This window comes from Dyadobacter soli (assembly GCF_900101885.1).
GTDB lineage: Bacteria > Bacteroidota > Bacteroidia > Cytophagales > Spirosomataceae > Dyadobacter > Dyadobacter soli.
In genome coordinates this window covers 1-16,698 of sequence record NZ_FNAN01000005.1, presented here as the reverse complement: position 1 = coordinate 16,698, position 16,698 = coordinate 1, and the positions used below count along the sequence as shown (strand labels likewise).

Below are 16,698 nucleotides of genomic sequence, written 5' to 3'. Positions count from 1 at the left end.
TTCAGTAACTGATGATATTTCTGTCTGCCGACACTATTCTCCGATAAGGCTCAGCCAGAAATGCCCTTATGATTGCACTCATGGAAGTCCCGATCACACCGTGACTCCTGTTTTTAAGCAGAAACCTCTGACTATTGGGCATGTAGTGCGCAATGCGATCGATGTACAGGGGCCGACATGCGGGATCGAGCTCACCGTCCGCGAGCAGGACGGGCTTATCCGAATAGAATGGCTGCTTCGTAGCCGGGTTGATGGGCGGGACCTTCCAGCAATCGCACATTTCCCGGTAAACGTCATTAATGTGAAAACCAGCCAGATACGGATAAATCTTGTCCAAATCCCGGCGTACTTTTTCGGAATGGTAGGCAGTCTGGTCTGCACAATATACTGAAAGGCGCATGCCGTCCGGCGCTCCGTTCCTGCGGAAGAAGTCATCAAAGTAACGGCGCATGTAGGGCTGGTGATTGCCGCTTTCGAGGTCTGCAATGATGCGCGGTAGCTCCTTTCGCCCTGAATCGTCGTAGAGCTTGTCGAGTATGATGGTCAGAAGCTCGTTCTTCATGTACTTTATGCGGATAGAATCCTTTGTGCCGGCTTCGAGGTAAGGCAGTTCGAACGTTTTGGTAGCGATAGCACTGAAATAATTATGAAAGCGACTCCTGAGGTTGCCGTGAAGCTTTTGTCCTGTCGAATCGCTGGCGAGGCTTTCAAAATAAATATGGAGCGCTTCCATGAAATTGACGGGCTCATCTTCGTCGATAGGCACGAAAGTTGGCAATGGCGAATCGAGGATCAGGGAGCGAATCCGGGTCGGGTCCCGCTGCAAAACCGCCGTCATCAAGCCGCCGCTGTACGATACCCCGAACAGGTTTACCGAGTCGATTTTCAGTGCTTTCAGCAGATCGTGAATATCGGAAACGGTTTCGTCGGTGTTATAGCCGGTAAGATCGATCCCCCGCTTTTCGAGCTCCTTCCTATACTTTTTAACACCGACAATTGCCATACTATCTTTATCGAGATTGCGGCGGGTGGCTTCTTTTAGCGCTTTGTCGAGCTCGAATGTACGCAAGTAAGGCAATGCGAAGCGGGTACCGCGCTGCTCGAAAACAATGCAATCCCGGCTTTCAATAAAAGGACTTTTCGCCAGCCATGTCGCCATACCCAATGAACTCCCGCCCGGCCCGCCGGCGGTAAAAAGCACCGGGTCGCTGTGTTTGTCCGGATTTTTGCTCCTGACGACTATGAACGGCAGTTTAATCAGCCGGGAATTTTTCTTGCCCCGATTCTCTGGAACGACCAGGTAGCCGCATTGCTTTTTAAAGCTGCTGTCGGGCAGGTTCGGACCGGAAATGTAGGATTGCTTCGCATTGTCCGGGACTAGTTTCAACACCTCGGGATCGATCCGGAAATCACAGCCGGACTCCTCGATTTTTGCAAACTGCGCACAAATGGGGTTGCTGCAAATGATAACAATGAAAAAACAGGTAATTAGGTGATGCATAAGTGCTTTTTCTTCCAAATGTAGGTGAGGGCCAGTATCTTCGTCAAGGTAAAAAACGGACAATTGAAAGAAATATTCGACCCGATACGCAATCACTATACGTTCGCCCAGCCATGCGGCGAACTGGCGAAACATATCGATTTTTTCTCCGAATCCATTGTCAACGACAGCGGGTTTACGGTTGAAATGTTTCCCAGCTGGACGCCTACCATATACATTAACCTGGGCAATCCCTACCAAATTTCCCTGAACACTTCCATCTGGAATGTCCATGCTGATGCGGATATCTTAGTCCTGCGGGACGTTCACACCACCCGCCTCAACCTGCCCGGCGACCGGATTTTCACCATCAAATTTAAGCCGGGCGGATTGGAAGCGATCCTGGCAATATCCCAGGTCCAACTCAAAGGGAAAATAATACCGCTCCATCACATTCTCCCGACGCATATCATCGGGCAGATCAGGAACGGTCCAACTTTTGCTGTTCGCCAGAAAATTGCTGAGGAATATTTACAAAACAGGTATCAGGAAAGGAAAACCGATCATTATCTGACGTTTGTCCAGGACTTAACCGAAACTTATCAGGAAACGCGTTTACAATTCAACGTAAGCCAGCTCGCAGAAAAACATTTTACGACATCCAAAAGTATCAACCGCTATTTTCACCGCGTCATCGGGATTAATCCAAAAGGCTATTTTTCAATACTCCGGGCCAGGACTGCACTGACCGCCTATATGACCGCCGAGGGTTTTGACCCATGTGAATTCGGGTACTACGACAGCAGCCATTTTTACAGGGAAGTTCTAAAATTTACCGGGAGCTATCTGACTGAATCGCTTTATAAACATTCCTGATGGCTCAGCAATCAAATGAATAGTGATACCACGTTGTTATCACACCCAATTAAAGAAGGTATGGCCGATTTTATTGGTGAACTGATCAGCGGTAAAACGGCCAATCAACGCCTTCATATCTGGGCTGTTGGCAACGAGCAAAAGGTTTGGGGACGGACTCCGTTTTACTCCTCGTCATCGTTCATCGCAATGGATTTGAAGCATTTGTAAATCGCCTGCCGGAGAACGTATCGATAGATTTTTTCCGTTTTTTTCTGATCCGCATCGAGCGATTCTACACCAAAATCAGCCGTGGATTCGCAGAAAACGAGCGGTTTATCCGTCGTCGAATCATACAAAGTAATCTCCATCCTGACATGCGACCTTTCTCTTTCAGTCATCGCCGTGGCGGAAAACTCCTTGTAGGCATCCACCAAAACGACGATCGCCTGTACGGACGGGCCAGAACCCTTGATATTATGATTGAAAAAATCCTCTATTTCTTGCCGATGCTCGACTGTAACGGCTGGCGAATGCCTGGTATAGCTTTTCGGAGTCGAAAACTTCGGAATTTTCATTTCACCCGCTGAAACATTTCTTCTTTTGTCGACGATCTCGATTTGCTGGACCTGATAGGCCAGGTGTACATTCGGGACATCCTCATCCAATATTTTTGGCGTTTGCCTGACCGAAGTGCAACTGATCACCAGAGAGCAGGTAGTTGCAATAAAAAGTAAGAGAAGGGAATGATTAACGATTCTCTTAAAAGGAATGCACATTATATTGGTAATTAAACGGATTGAAGGACTGTTAAAAAGTCCCATATGGCACAAAAAAGCACTTAGAAGTTAATCTAAGTGCTTGATTTTGAAGTGATCCCGTTGTGATTCGAACACAAGACCTACTGCTTAGAAGGCAGTTGCTCTATCCAGCTGAGCTACGGGACCGATAATCCAAATATTAATTTTATTCTAAAAAAATAGGCAGTCAGCGATTCACAGTTTAAACTGCTACGGCTTACTGCCTTATCTTTTTGTCGGGGAGACAGGATTCGAACCTGCGACCCTCTGGTCCCAAACCAGATGCGCTACCGGGCTGCGCCACTCCCCGAATTATTTTCTTTCTACTTTAAGAAAGACCCCTTTGGTGAACGTTCGGAAACCGCTGTGGAGGAAGCGGGATTCGAACCCGCGGTACCCTTGCGAGTACGGCAGTTTAGCAAACTACTGGTTTCAGCCACTCACCCATCCCTCCGTTCTTCCGTCGTTCGGGAGTGCAAATATAGCTGGTCTTTTTTCAGAAAAGCAAACATTCAAAGAAAAAAAACTTCACCAGAAGCTTGAAATGCCTATTTTTGCCCAAGTTTAAATTACACAATGCGTTCATTATGAACTGGAATTACCCCTTTGAGAGCACTGAATATTTTTTTATATTTTTTTTCATTTTCGCTTACACAGCCTACATTATCCGCACTGTTCGGATCGCAAGGCAGCTCCAAACGACCGCCCGGACGCTTATCATCAAGCTATTTTTACGCAGCATTACCTTCTCACTTTTGATCATCAGCCTCCTCGGGCCGTCGTTCGGCGAGGCAGAACGCGACATTCAGGCGAAGGGTAAGGACATATTCATGGTCGTCGATCTTTCGAAGTCGATGGACGCGGCGGATGTGACGCCCTCGCGGCTGGAAAAAGTAAAGTTCGAACTTAACCGCTTCATCGAGAACGAACGGGCCAACCGGATCGGGATCATCATTTTCTCGAACAACGCGTACATACACGTGCCGCTCACGTATGACGCGGCCGCGCTAGAACTGTTCATCCAGTCGCTGCAAACGGATTTGCTGCCCACGAATGGCACCAACGTGTGCGGCGCGATTGAAATGGCCTACAACAAGCTCATGAACTCCGCCGACCCGACAAGTCGGGCCAAGATGATGGTGCTTTTCACAGACGGCGAAAACAGCAGCAGTTGCAGCAATGCATTGTTCAATAACCTCCGGCGGTTCGGCATCGGGGTGTATTCGGTGGCCGTGGGTACCAAAGTGGGCATCAGCATCCAGCAGAACGGGAAGCCGTTGATGGATAAAAACGACAAGCTGGTGATCAGCAAACTGGACGAGAATTTCCTGCGCAGCATTGCCAACTCGTCGCGCGGGAGCTATTATGAGTTGAACAATTCCAAAAACGATATCCAGAAGCTGGTCAGCGATATCAACCAGGCGGAAGGCGCATTGGTGGATTCGCGGACGATCACGGTCGTTTCGAACAAATACTATTATTTCCTCGGCGCGGCACTGGTGCTCATATTGCTCGATGTACTAATTACCATCGGAACGTTTCGACTGTAAGCGCAATTCCCTATTTTTGCACGCAAATGTGAACCGCTATGACGTCTCTGATCCTTTATGTCCTGCTCTGGCTTTGGGATAACCGTACGTTCGATTCCATTACCAAGGCGAACCAGCGAAAGCTGGATGCCGAGCAGGCTTTTCAGAAAAAGGAATTTACCAGATCGGCCGAGCTGTACCGGCAAATTACCTACGGATCGCTATTTTCAGATCCGGCTGCAAGACTAAACTTGGCCCATTCTTTGTATAAAGCGGGCGACTACAAACAGGCTTTGAAACATTACCGACTCCTTAGCGACATCGATAACAACAGCATTGCTTCCATAGCCAATGCACAGATCGCATTGATCCTCGTAAGTAAAAAGGACACAGCCAGCGCATTGACCAGCCTGCGGACCGCATTGCGCATCGAACCGGGAAATGCATTGGCCCGTACCAATTATATTATCCTGAAAAAGAGCTTCTCCGGCATAGACCAACCATCGGATGTCACAACACGGAAGCGGAGATCGAACCAGCAGCAGCCTAACCAGGTGCAGCCGGCACCGCCCCCTGCGCCGCCGCAGGAAATACGGGAAGTGAGCGAGGATGTTAAAAAGGAGGAATTGCTCAAAAGCCTGAAAGCGATGAACATGACCGAAGAACAGGCCCGCGCCATTCTGGATGCCATGAAATCGAACGAATCCCAATATATTTACCAGCTCCGGCGCAAGCAATACAATCAAAAGCCCGGTCAAAAGAGCGAAATCGAATGGTAATTTTACCAATAATCTAATGAACAGCATACCAGCAACCAACTTCCAGTTCCCCGGCCAGACAGGCTTTTACAAAGGGAAAGTCCGTGACGTTTACTCGTTTGAAAAACGTCTGGTCATGATCGCCACCGACCGTATTTCGGCATTCGACGTGATCCTGCCACGCGCTATCCCCTACAAAGGCCAGGTTTTGAACCAGATCGCCGCCCACTTCCTGAATGCCACTTCCGATATCGTGCCCAACTGGCTCGAAGAAGTGCCCGACGCAAATGTGAGCATCGGTATCAAATGCCAGGCTTACCCGGTGGAAATGGTGGTACGCGGTTACCTTGCGGGCCATGCGTGGCGCGAGTACAAATCCGGAAAACGCGAAGTATGCGGTGTGGCATTGCCCGAGGGCTTGAACGAAAACGATAAGCTCCCCCAGCCTATCATCACCCCTACGACTAAGGCGCACGAAGGGCACGACGAGGACATTTCAAGAGAGCAAATCCTCGCGCAGGGGCTCGTGAGCGAGGACGAGTACGAGCACCTGGAGCGCTACACGCTCGCATTATTCGCAAAAGGCACCGAAATGGCCGCCGATCAGGGATTGATATTGGTGGATACCAAATATGAGTTCGGACAACTGGATGGCACGATTTATTTGATCGACGAAATCCACACACCCGATTCATCAAGGTACTTCTATAAAGATACTTATGAGGAAAATCAGCGCGGTGGGGTGGCCCAAAAGCAGCTTAGCAAGGAATTTGTAAGAGAATGGCTCATCGAGAACGGCTTCCAGGGCAAAGACGGCCAGACCGTGCCTGAAATGACGGATGAAAAAGTGACGTCGATCTCGGAGCGTTACATCGAGCTGTTCGAAAAAGTGACGGGCATGAAGTTCCAGAAAAACAACCTGGATCACCCGCTGGAAAGAATCGAGAAGGCCATTTTACGTGCAATGGCCTGACTACCGACTACTCGCTTAACAAAATATTGTTGCACAAAACGACAACCGAAATGGATTTTAAACTGGAAAAGAAAGAACAATACGTCTATATCGAAACGGATGCACCCGCATTCGCCGGTGATGTACCCGCGGCTTTCGAAGAAACGGCACGCGGCCTGTTTCGCGAAGGTTACCACAGCCTGATCGTGAATATGCAGACTGTAAAATCGCTGGACGCGACGGGTATCACCATACTAAAGAAAGTAAATTATCTGTGTGCCAACGACCTCGGCATGCTCGCGATCGTCACGCGCGACGACGATTTTATAGATGTGCTGGAAGATCTGCGCATTCCCGATCTCACCATTTTACCTACCAAAGAAGAGGCGATCGACGCGGTTTTTATGCATAGTCTTGAAAACGAGTTCGGTGCGGGCGATGATGATTATGACGACGAAGATTACGAAGGCGTGAGCGAGTCGAAAGAGCCTTAATATTTGAATAGTATAATTTTCAGCTATTTATGGAAACGTCCCGCCGAGCCCGGCGGGACGTTTTTCTTATGTCATTCTAACACTTTTTATATTTTACTCATACGCTTTTTGTAATCCTCCAAGTCACCGAAAATGGCGATTGCAGCTTTCCAAAATGGTAACCAATACGGAGGTTCGTTACATCTTTATCAATATTTCGATAATAATTGTAATTAATCGGCCAAATGCATATTAGTGATAGAAAATTTTGCCATTCCCATAATAAGCCAAATATTTTTTATGGGTATATTGCGTGGCTTTACCCAAAACATCACACACTGGCGTTTTCGCTTTCCTTTTAAAGTGCTTATTTAAACAGATTCTAATTACGAATTTGTTAATTACCTACAATTCGATAAATGTCGCAAATGTCTGAACAAATGGTAGAAAATCAGGGACTGTACCGCCCGGAATTTGAGCATGATGCATGTGGAATCGGTTTCCGGGCTAACATCAAGGGTCGTAAGTCGCACCAGATCGTGGCTGATGCCATTCATATGCTCGAAAGGATGGAGCATAGGGGTGCAACTGGTTTTGACCCTAACACCGGTGACGGTGCTGGTATTTTAATTCAGATCCCTCACGAGTTCTTCGTAGAAGAATCTACCAAGTTGGGCTTCCACTTGCCGCCGGCAGGTGAGTATGGTGTGGGGATGATCTTTTTCCCGGGCAACGACCTTGCCAGGGAAGAAAGCAGGGATATCCTGAACCGAAAGATCAAGAAGCTGGGCCTGCAATTGCTCGGCTACCGCGAGGTACCTACATTAAACAACACCCTGGGCGAAGGTTCGCTTTCTGTCGAGCCAAGTGTAGAACAGGTTTTCATTAAACGTCCGGACGACATTACGGACGATATGGCGTTTGAACGCAAGTTGTTCATCCTCCGCCAGGTTGCTGCAAGATTGATTAAAGACACGGTAAAAGGCGCGAAAAACTTCTATTTCTCGTCGCTCTCATGCCGCACGATCTCATATAAAGGACAGCTCACCACTGCCCAATTGAAATATTACTTCCCGGATCTGGAAAACGAGTCGGTAGTATCTGCATTGGCAGTAGTACACTCGCGTTTCTCGACCAACACTTTCCCATCATGGGAGCTGGCCCAGCCATTCCGCTACATTGCGCACAATGGGGAGATCAACACCGTGAAAGGTAACGTGAACTGGATCCGCGCCGGAGAAAAATCGTTTGAGTCGAAATTCTTCTCGAAAGAGGAAATGGATATGCTTCTGCCGATCTGCGACAGGAACCAGTCCGACTCTGCCAACCTCGACAATGCGATCGAATTGCTGCACCTTTCGGGCCGCTCATTGCCGCACGTGATGATGATGCTGATCCCCGAAGCATGGGACGGTAACGACCAGATGGACGCCGAACGCAAAGCATTCTACGAATACCACGCGGCCATTATGGAGCCTTGGGACGGTCCTGCATCGATCTCATTCACCGACGGTAAAATGGTAGGCGCCACGCTCGACCGTAACGGCCTGCGCCCGTCGCGCTACTGGGTACTCGACGACGACACCATCATCATGGGCTCGGAAGCGGGTGTACTCGAAGTAGATCAGGCACGCGTTGTGACCAAAGGCCGCCTGCAACCGGGACGTATGTTCGTGGTGGATATGGAGCAGGGCCGCATTGTTCCTGACGAAGAAATCAAAAAACAAATCTGCACCGCGCAGCCTTACCAGCAATGGCTGGACGAGAACAAGCTGCACGTGGACGCATTGGATCACCCGATCCGCACCTACCGTGCTTACGACGAGAATGCATTGCTGAAACGTCAGGTAGCATTCGGTTATACTTCGGAAGATTTGCGCATGATCCTCGGCCCAATGGCTCAGACGGGCATGGAAGCGATCGGTTCCATGGGTACCGACTCTCCGCTGGCCGTTCTTTCGGAGCAGAGCCAGCATTTGTCTACGTATTTCAAACAGCTTTTCGCACAGGTTACCAACCCGCCGATCGACTCGATCCGCGAGCGTGCGATCATGTCTCTGATCTCTTTCGTAGGCAGCACCGAGAACATTCTCACAGAATCACCGAAGCATTGCCGCCAGATCGCATTGCCGCACCCGATCCTTTCGGTGCAGGAATTCGACAAGCTGCGTTTCGTAGATAAAGACGGCTTCCAGGCCAAAACCATCAATACCTACTTCCGCGCCGACGAAGGCGGAAAAGCGCTGGAAAGAGCATTGGAAAGAATCTGCCGTTACGCGGTAGACGCTATCGAAGACGGATTTGAGATCCTTATCCTCTCCGACCGCGCCATCGACTCCGACCACGCGCCGATCCCTTCACTGCTCGCGACAGCAACCATCCACCACCACCTCATCCGCGAAGGATTACGTGGCCGCGTAGGCTTGCTCGTGGAAGCGGGAGACGTTTGGGAAACCCACCACGTAGCGACATTGATCGGCTACGGCGCTGCGGGTGTTTGCCCTTACATGGCGTTCGAAACGCTTTCGTACATGAACCGCAAGAGCATGATCGAAGGCGAGTTTACCGACGAAAAACTGCATTACAACTACATCAAGGCCGTTAACAAGGAGCTTCTGAAGATATTCTCGAAAATGGGAATCTCTACCCTGCAATCGTACCAGGGTGCGCAAATCTTCGAATGCGTGGGCTTGAACAAGGACGTAATCGACAAATATTTCACAGGAACCATCTCGCGGATCAGCGGTATGGGCATTCCTGAGATTGCACGCGAAATCCTGGTGCGTCACAAAGTGGCTTACCACGAAAGCGCGGAGCAAAAGCCAAGACTTGAAGTAGGTGGTGTTTACCAGTGGAAACAACGTGGTGAAGCACACATCTTCAACCCGCAGTCGGTGCATTTGCTGCAACAATCTACCCGTAATGCGAGCTACGAGCAGTTTAAGAAATACTCTAAACTGATCGACGACCAGAGCCACAAGGCGCTGACATTGCGTGGTTTGTTAAGATTCAAAAAAGGCAATGCCATTCCTTTGAGCGAAGTAGAGCCTGTTGAAAATATCTTCAAACGCTTCGCTACCGGTGCGATGTCCTTCGGATCGATTTCGTGGGAAGCGCACACGACGCTGGCGATTGCGATGAACCGCATTGGCGGTAAATCCAACTCCGGTGAAGGTGGTGAAGACGAACTGCGCTACAACCCGCTGGCAAACGGCGACAGCATGAACTCGCAGATCAAACAGGTTGCTTCGGGGCGTTTCGGTGTGACAAGCCATTATCTGAGCAATGCGGGCGAGCTGCAAATCAAAACTGCCCAAGGCGCAAAACCGGGCGAAGGTGGTCAGCTTCCTGGCTTCAAGGTGGACGACTGGATCGGCCGTACCCGTCACTCGACGCCGGGTGTGGGCTTGATCTCTCCTCCTCCTCACCATGACATTTACTCGATCGAGGACTTGGCGCAGCTGATTTTCGACCTTAAAAATGCGAACCGTGCCGCACGTATCAGCGTGAAGCTGGTATCCGAAGCCGGTGTAGGAACAGTAGCATCCGGTGTAGCGAAAGCACACGCCGATCACATCCTGATCTCGGGTTACGACGGTGGTACCGGTGCCTCTCCATTGAGCTCGATCCGCCACGCGGGTCTGCCTTGGGAGCTCGGTTTGGCGGAAACGCACCAGACTTTGGTAAGAAACAAATTGCGCGGACGGGTAACCGTTCAGGCCGACGGACAGCTCCGTACCGGCCGCGACCTCGCGATTGCCGCATTGCTCGGTGCCGAAGAATGGGGTGTAGCAACCGCCGCATTGGTTGCCGCAGGCTGTATCATGATGCGTAAATGCCACCTGAACACCTGCCCTGTGGGTGTGGCTACGCAGCGCAAAGAACTCCGCGCATTGTTCTCGGGCAAGCCTGAGCACGTGGTGAACATGTTTACCTACATGGCGGAAGAGCTGCGCGAGATCATGGCGCAGCTTGGTTTCAGAACAGTGAATGAAATGGTTGGTCAGGCTCAGTACCTCGAACTGCGCAATGATATCAAACATTGGAAATACAAAAACCTGAACTTCGACGCGATCCTGTACAAAGAAGGCGACCTTTCGGTAGCACAATTCAAGCAGGAAGAGCAGGATCACGGTATAGATGCCATTCTCGACCTCGACCTGATCCGTTCGGCCAAGCCGTCGCTCGACAGTAAGGAAGAGATTTACGCGGAATTCCCGATCAATAACCTTAACCGGTCGGTGGGAACAATGCTTTCGAACGAAATCTCGAAAAAATACGGCGGTGTGGGCTTGCCAAACGGCAATGTACACTTCAAATTCCGCGGTACGGCGGGCCAGAGCTTCGGTGCATTCAACACATTGGGTGTGCGCCTCGAACTGGAAGGTGACGCGAACGACTACTTCGGAAAAGGCCTCTGCGGCGCCGAACTGATCGTTTACCCCGACCGCGACGCGAAGTTTAAGCCGGAAGAGAACATCATCATCGGTAACGTGGCATTCTACGGAGCTACTTCGGGTGACGCCTACATCCGCGGAACGGCGGGCGAGCGCTTCTGCGTACGTAACTCGGGCGCGAAAGTGGTGGTGGAAGGTGTCGGCGACCACGGTCTGGAATACATGACGGGCGGTCTGGCGATCATCCTCGGCGAAACAGGCCGCAACTTCGCGGCGGGTATGTCAGGTGGTGTGGCTTACGTGCTCGACAAAGCAGGCAATTTCGAAGAGAAAGTGAATAAAGAAATGGTTACGCTGGAAGCGTTGAACGAGGAAGACAAAGGCATTCTTCGCGAATACCTGGACAAACACTTCCAGTACACAACCAGTAACATCGCTTTCCAACTGATCCAGAACTGGGAAGAATCTGTGAAGCAATTTGTGAAAGTAATGCCGTCCGACTTCCGCAAAGCGCTGGAAGGACGCGGTATCACGCTCGCACAGCAGATTGCGGATAAGAACGTGGTGTACAAAGACATCGTCGTAGACGTGGTACACCAGTAATTTTCAGTTTCAAGATCAACTATCAGAATTTTTTAAATCAGTAATAAGAATGGGAAAACCAACCGGATTTTTAGAGTTTGAAAGGGAGTTGCCGAAAAAGAGAAGTATTGACGAGCGTCTGAAAGACTATCGTGAGATCGAAACCGCACCGACCGACTCTAATTCCAAACAGCAGGCAGCCCGTTGTATGGACTGCGGAATTCCTTTTTGCCATAATGGTTGTCCGCTGGGCAACATCATCCCCGAGTTCAACGACGCGGTGTATGATGAAAACTGGGGACTGGCCTATGAAATATTAGCGTCTACCAACAACTTCCCTGAATTCACAGGCCGCATTTGCCCCGCTCCTTGCGAAGCATCCTGCGTACTGGGTATCAACAAGCCGCCGGTAGCGATCGAGTACATCGAAAAATCGATCATCGAAAAAGCATTCGAATTAGGTTTGGTCAAACCACGCATTCCGAAAACCCGCACCGGCAAAAAAGTGGCTGTGGTAGGTTCGGGACCTGCGGGTATGGCTGCCGCTTATCAGCTCAACCAGGCCGGTCACTCGGTGGTATTGCTCGAAAGAGCGGATAAAATCGGTGGTCTGGTACGTTACGGTATCCCTGATTTCAAACTCGACAAAGGCATTATCGACCGTCGTATGGCGGTGATGGAGGCCGAAGGCGTTGAATTCCGTACCGGCGTGAATGTGGGTGTGGATATCAAAGCGGAAGAGTTGCAGAACGAATTCGACGCGGTGCTTTTGACCGTTGGATCGACTGTTCCCCGTGACGTAAAAATCCAGGGCCGTCAGTTCAAAGGCGTACACTTCGCGATGGAGTTCCTGAGCCAGCAAAACAAGCGTGTAGCCGGTATCGACCGCGTGGTGGATCACCGCGGCGCGACTTACACCAATGGCGAAATCCTCGCTACCGACAAGCACGTGGTGGTAATCGGTGGTGGTGATACGGGTTCCGACTGCGTAGGTACCTCGGGCCGTCACGGTGCAAAATCCGTTACGCAGATCGAACTCATGCCTATTCCTCCGAAAGACCGCGATGCAAGCACGCCTTGGCCGAACTGGCCGATGATGCTCCGCACGTCGACTTCTCACGAGGAAGGTTGCGACAGACATTGGTCTATCAACACCAAAGAATTCGTAGGCGACGAAAACGGCAACCTGACTGCATTGAAAATCGTAGACCTCGACTGGCAGAAAGACCCTGAAACGGGCCGTATGCAGATGAAAGAGGTAGAAGGCAGCGAACGCACGATTCCTTGCGACCTGGCGTTTTTGGCAGCCGGCTTCCTGCACCCGCAGCAAGAAGGCCTGTTGAGCGACCTCGACCTGGAATTCGACGAACGCGGCAACATCAAAACCAGCGGGTACCAGTCGGTTTCCAACGAGAAGATCTTCGCAGCAGGTGACTGCCGCCGCGGACAATCGCTGGTAGTATGGGCGATCTCGGAAGGCCGTGAAGCGGCACGTTCGGTGGACGAATACCTGATGGGCGAGTCATTCCTCGAAGCCAAGGCTGTATCGATGCTGAATCCCGTGTTTGCACACGCATAAGGGGGACGGCACCTAAATATTGTTGCAAAAAAGCTGCTCTAACGGGCAGCTTTTTTGTTGAATGATGCATATATAAACATCTATAAAATCACAGAGCTGTCTGATCAAGCGGCTTTTTTTATTTTCTTTGATGTTTATATATGAAACATTTTGTCCGTTCACGGCATGTTCCTGCATCACACTCCATTCTGGCTCAAAGCATTTTTCCCCGGGTTTACCTGGCGCATTCCTACGAAGGAAAAAACCATCTTTCTCACTTTCGACGACGGGCCTATTCCCGACATTACCGAGCAAGTGCTGGAACTTCTGGCTAAATACAATGCAAAAGCGACGTTTTTCAGCATTGGGGCCAATGTGTTTAAACATCCGGAAATTTATGCCATGGTGCGGAACGGCGGGCATTCCATTGGTAACCACACCTACAACCATATGAATGGCTGGAAAACCGAGGACGCCGTTTACCTGGAAAACATTCAGCAATGCACGGAGCAATTGAATCTCGAAACCAAGCTCTTCCGCCCGCCTTACGGACGCATTAAGAAGAGCCAGTCGAGAATCGTTTTGCAGGACAAGCAGATCATCATGTGGGACGTCCTGAGCGGCGACTTTTCCCCGCAGATCAACCCCGAAATTTGTTTAAAAAAATCCCTTCAACACACCCGGCCCGGCTCCATCGTACTTTTTCACGACAGCATCAAGGCCGCCAGAAACATGCTTCATACCCTCCCACGTTACCTGGAACATTTCAGCGAAAAGGGGTTCCGGTTTGAAGCAATGGAAATGTAATTATTATGATTGAAACCCACGCCCACATATACAGCGACGATTACGCCGAAGACCGCACCGCCATGCTCGACCGCGCCTGGAATGCCGGTATCGAGCAAATATGGATGCCCAACTGCGACCACGAGACCATCGGCGGCATGCTCGAACTCGCCGAAAAATACCCCGGCAAATGCCTCCCGATGATCGGCCTGCACCCGACTTATGTGAAGGAGAATTTTGAAAAGGAATTGCAGATCATGGAAGAATGGCTCGGTAAATACGAGTTTATCGCCGTCGGAGAGATCGGTATGGACCTTTTCTGGGATGTGACATTTAAAGAGCAGCAGGAAAAAGCATTTCTATACCAATGCGGCCTCGCCCGCAAGCATAACCTCTGGATCGACATTCACAGCCGGAGCGCATTTTGGGAAACTGTAAAATTGATTGAAGACTTCGCCGATCCCGCATTGACCGGCATTTTCCATTGCTTTACCGGCACGTTGGAAGAAGCGGAAAAAGCCATCGAACTGGGTTTCAAGCTCGGCATCGGCGGTGTGGCTACATTCAAGAATGGAGGTTTGGACAAAGTAATCCCGCACGTCGACATACAGCATTTGGTATTGGAAACCGACGCGCCTTACCTCGCGCCCGTCCCCTACCGCGGCAAACGCAACGAAGTCGCCTACATCGATATCGTTGCCCAGCGCGTGGCCGATCTCAAAGAAATGACCAAAGCCGACGTGATCGCCGCCACCACCGCGAATGCCAAAAGCATGCTCGATAAGGTAACAAAATAAGTCATGCCAAAATGCGCTTCCTCAACAGACCATCAAAATGAGTTATACGAAAATACACATCAACCCCATTTCCCCGGAACCCACCACTGGTTCCGTGCTCGTGATCTACACCGGCGGCACGCTGGGAATGGTGTACGAAACGAAGGGTAAGCAGCTCGTGCCGTTCGATTTTCAACAGATCATCGAAAGGGTACCCGAGATCAGCCGCCTGGATTTCGACATTACCTTCCTCTCGCTCCCCGAACCGATCGATTCCTCGAACATGCACCCGTCGATCTGGATCGAGCTGGCGACCATTATCGAGGAGCATTACGAACAGTTCGACAGCTTTGTGATCCTGCACGGCACCGATACGATGGCCTACACTGCCTCGGCATTGAGTTACCTGCTCGAAAACCTGAACAAACCCGTCATCCTTACAGGCGCACAGCTGCCCATAGGCGTCGCGCGGTCGGACGCGCGAGAGAACGTCATTACCGCATTGGAACTCGCCGCCGCCAAGAATGCGGAAGGACATTCAATCATCACCGAGGTTTGTATTTATTTCAATTCCAACCTCCTCCGCGGTAACCGTTCCAAAAAACAGGAAAGCTCGGATTTCAATGCATTTCATTCCGAAAACTACCCCGCGCTCGCGAATGCAGGCGTGCGCATCGAATACAACTTTCCGTACATCAAACCCTACCAACCCGGTTTGAAACTGAAAGTCCATAAAAACTTCGATAGCAATGTGGCGTTCCTGAAAATGTTCCCGGGCATCAGCCAGCAAGTCGTGGAGTCGATACTGAACATTGAAGGGTTAAGAGGCATTGTCCTCGAAACCTACGGCGCGGGCAACGCCACCACCGAACCCTGGTTCCTGAATGCGATCAGCAACGCCATCGAGCGCGATATCGTCATATTCAACGTCTCCCAATGCGACGGCGGCCGCGTATCCCAGGGCCAATACCAGACGAGCAAATTCCTCCAACAGATCGGCGTCATCAGCGGCTCCGACATCACCGCCGAAGCCGCCATCACCAAAATGATGTACGTTTTCGCCTGCGAAACCCGCGGCGGCGCCTGCATCGACATGCTCGGCAAACCGCTGCGCGGAGAAATGAGCATTTGATTTTCACCCCTGCATTTGGAAACAACAATCTGTTCACTATATTTGCAGCCCGATAGAGAGGTGCCCGAGTGGTTGAAGGGGCTACCCTGGAAAGGTAGTATGTGGGTAACTGCATCGAGAGTTCGAATCTCTTCCTCTCTGCAAAATGCCTCTGCTGGTAACAGCAGGGGCGTTTTTCGTTTTCGGGACATTTAGCGTCACCTATCAAAGTGCAATCAAAAAGTTCAAAGAATATGTCCAGCGCAAGGCCTCGGGATCGAAAACTTCAGAAGCCAGGACGCTCTACTTTTCAGGGATCACGGATCAAATCAAAAACTTGTGGAGCGCATAGGATTTTCTAGGTTTGTGTTTTTAATCAACCTAGTTCGTTTTGGAGAGTTTCTTGCCTATTATCCAGTTTCTATTACCAGAGTTTATCCTTGAAAATTTTGAATTGACATCCATCGACCGTCAGGATGGAGTATTTCACGTGCATATAGATGAGAAGAATGCGGATGAGAATGACCCGGAGAGGAAGAATTTGCTCTCCAAAGGGTTCTTTCCGATGATTACTGTTCAGGATTTTCCAATTCGGGGCCATAAGGTCTTCCTTCACATCAAACGCCGCAGATGGCTTAATA

The 16,698-nt window shown here is 50.4% G+C and carries 13 protein-coding genes and 4 tRNA genes; 12 read left to right on the top strand and 5 right to left on the bottom strand.

Translation table 11 applies throughout. From position 1 onward, the window contains the following. Position 1: 1 nt before the first annotated feature. Positions 2–1,501, bottom strand: a complete 1,500-nt coding sequence (locus BLQ88_RS08630; protein ID WP_090148956.1) for an alpha/beta fold hydrolase — start codon at positions 1,499–1,501, stop codon at positions 2–4. A gap of 63 nt (positions 1,502–1,564) precedes the next feature. On the opposite strand from BLQ88_RS08630, the gene BLQ88_RS08625 reads away from it, so the two are divergent. Continuing rightward, positions 1,565–2,356, top strand: coding sequence for a helix-turn-helix domain-containing protein (locus tag BLQ88_RS08625; RefSeq protein ID WP_090148954.1), 792 nt, complete (start codon positions 1,565–1,567; stop codon positions 2,354–2,356). Between the two features lie 164 nt (positions 2,357–2,520). Here the strand turns inward: BLQ88_RS08625 and BLQ88_RS08620 are convergent, their stop codons facing one another. The 4 genes from BLQ88_RS08620 to BLQ88_RS08605 all read right to left on the bottom strand — a co-directional run bounded on the left by BLQ88_RS08620 (position 2,521) and on the right by BLQ88_RS08605 (position 3,589). Further along, entirely contained in the window at positions 2,521–3,003 is a 483-nt protein-coding gene (locus BLQ88_RS08620; protein WP_143016817.1) for a hypothetical protein, read from the bottom strand. A gap of 205 nt (positions 3,004–3,208) precedes the next feature. After that, positions 3,209–3,282 (bottom strand) — tRNA-Arg (locus tag BLQ88_RS08615). 89 nt (positions 3,283–3,371) lie between these two features. Then, positions 3,372–3,445 (bottom strand) — tRNA-Pro (locus BLQ88_RS08610). A gap of 57 nt (positions 3,446–3,502) precedes the next feature. Continuing rightward, positions 3,503–3,589: transfer RNA gene (locus tag BLQ88_RS08605), tRNA-Ser, on the bottom strand. A 133-nt stretch (positions 3,590–3,722) separates the two neighbouring features. Here BLQ88_RS08605 and BLQ88_RS08600 point away from each other — a divergent pair. From BLQ88_RS08600 to BLQ88_RS37675, 11 genes are all read left to right on the top strand, one after another. Continuing rightward, complete coding sequence (locus BLQ88_RS08600) at positions 3,723–4,685, top strand: vWA domain-containing protein (RefSeq protein WP_090148466.1); 963 nt, start codon at positions 3,723–3,725, stop codon at positions 4,683–4,685. Positions 4,686–4,723: 38 nt separating this feature from the next. Beyond that, complete coding sequence (locus BLQ88_RS08595) at positions 4,724–5,443, top strand: tetratricopeptide repeat protein (RefSeq protein ID WP_090148464.1); 720 nt, start codon at positions 4,724–4,726, stop codon at positions 5,441–5,443. A 16-nt stretch (positions 5,444–5,459) separates the two neighbouring features. Further along, positions 5,460–6,395 (top strand): phosphoribosylaminoimidazolesuccinocarboxamide synthase, encoded by a 936-nt coding sequence (locus BLQ88_RS08590; RefSeq protein ID WP_090148463.1) that lies wholly within the window; start codon positions 5,460–5,462, stop codon positions 6,393–6,395. A gap of 50 nt (positions 6,396–6,445) precedes the next feature. Continuing rightward, the gene (locus tag BLQ88_RS08585) at positions 6,446–6,868 is read left to right on the top strand and encodes an STAS domain-containing protein (RefSeq protein ID WP_090148461.1); all 423 of its coding nucleotides are present in this window, start codon (positions 6,446–6,448) and stop codon (positions 6,866–6,868) included. 398 nt (positions 6,869–7,266) lie between these two features. Continuing rightward, a complete protein-coding gene (gene gltB, locus BLQ88_RS08580; RefSeq protein ID WP_090148459.1) occupies positions 7,267–11,847 on the top strand; it encodes a glutamate synthase large subunit in 4,581 nt (1,526 codons plus the stop codon). A 49-nt stretch (positions 11,848–11,896) separates the two neighbouring features. Next, positions 11,897–13,405: a glutamate synthase subunit beta gene (locus tag BLQ88_RS08575; protein WP_090148458.1), complete on the top strand. Its 1,509-nt coding sequence runs from the start codon at positions 11,897–11,899 to the stop codon at positions 13,403–13,405. 165 nt (positions 13,406–13,570) lie between these two features. Beyond that, positions 13,571–14,191, top strand: a complete 621-nt coding sequence (locus tag BLQ88_RS08570; protein ID WP_090148456.1) for a polysaccharide deacetylase family protein — start codon at positions 13,571–13,573, stop codon at positions 14,189–14,191. 5 nt (positions 14,192–14,196) lie between these two features. Further along, positions 14,197–14,967 (top strand): TatD family hydrolase, encoded by a 771-nt coding sequence (locus BLQ88_RS08565; protein WP_090148454.1) that lies wholly within the window; start codon positions 14,197–14,199, stop codon positions 14,965–14,967. Positions 14,968–15,004: 37 nt separating this feature from the next. Then, a complete protein-coding gene (locus tag BLQ88_RS08560) occupies positions 15,005–16,078 on the top strand; it encodes an asparaginase (protein WP_090148453.1) in 1,074 nt (357 codons plus the stop codon). Between the two features lie 54 nt (positions 16,079–16,132). Next, positions 16,133–16,219, top strand: a tRNA-Ser gene (locus BLQ88_RS08555). A gap of 229 nt (positions 16,220–16,448) precedes the next feature. After that, positions 16,449–16,698, top strand: a 250-nt coding sequence (locus BLQ88_RS37675) for an ISAon1 family transposase N-terminal region protein (RefSeq protein WP_090148450.1), incomplete at its 3' end; no start/stop codon positions are given.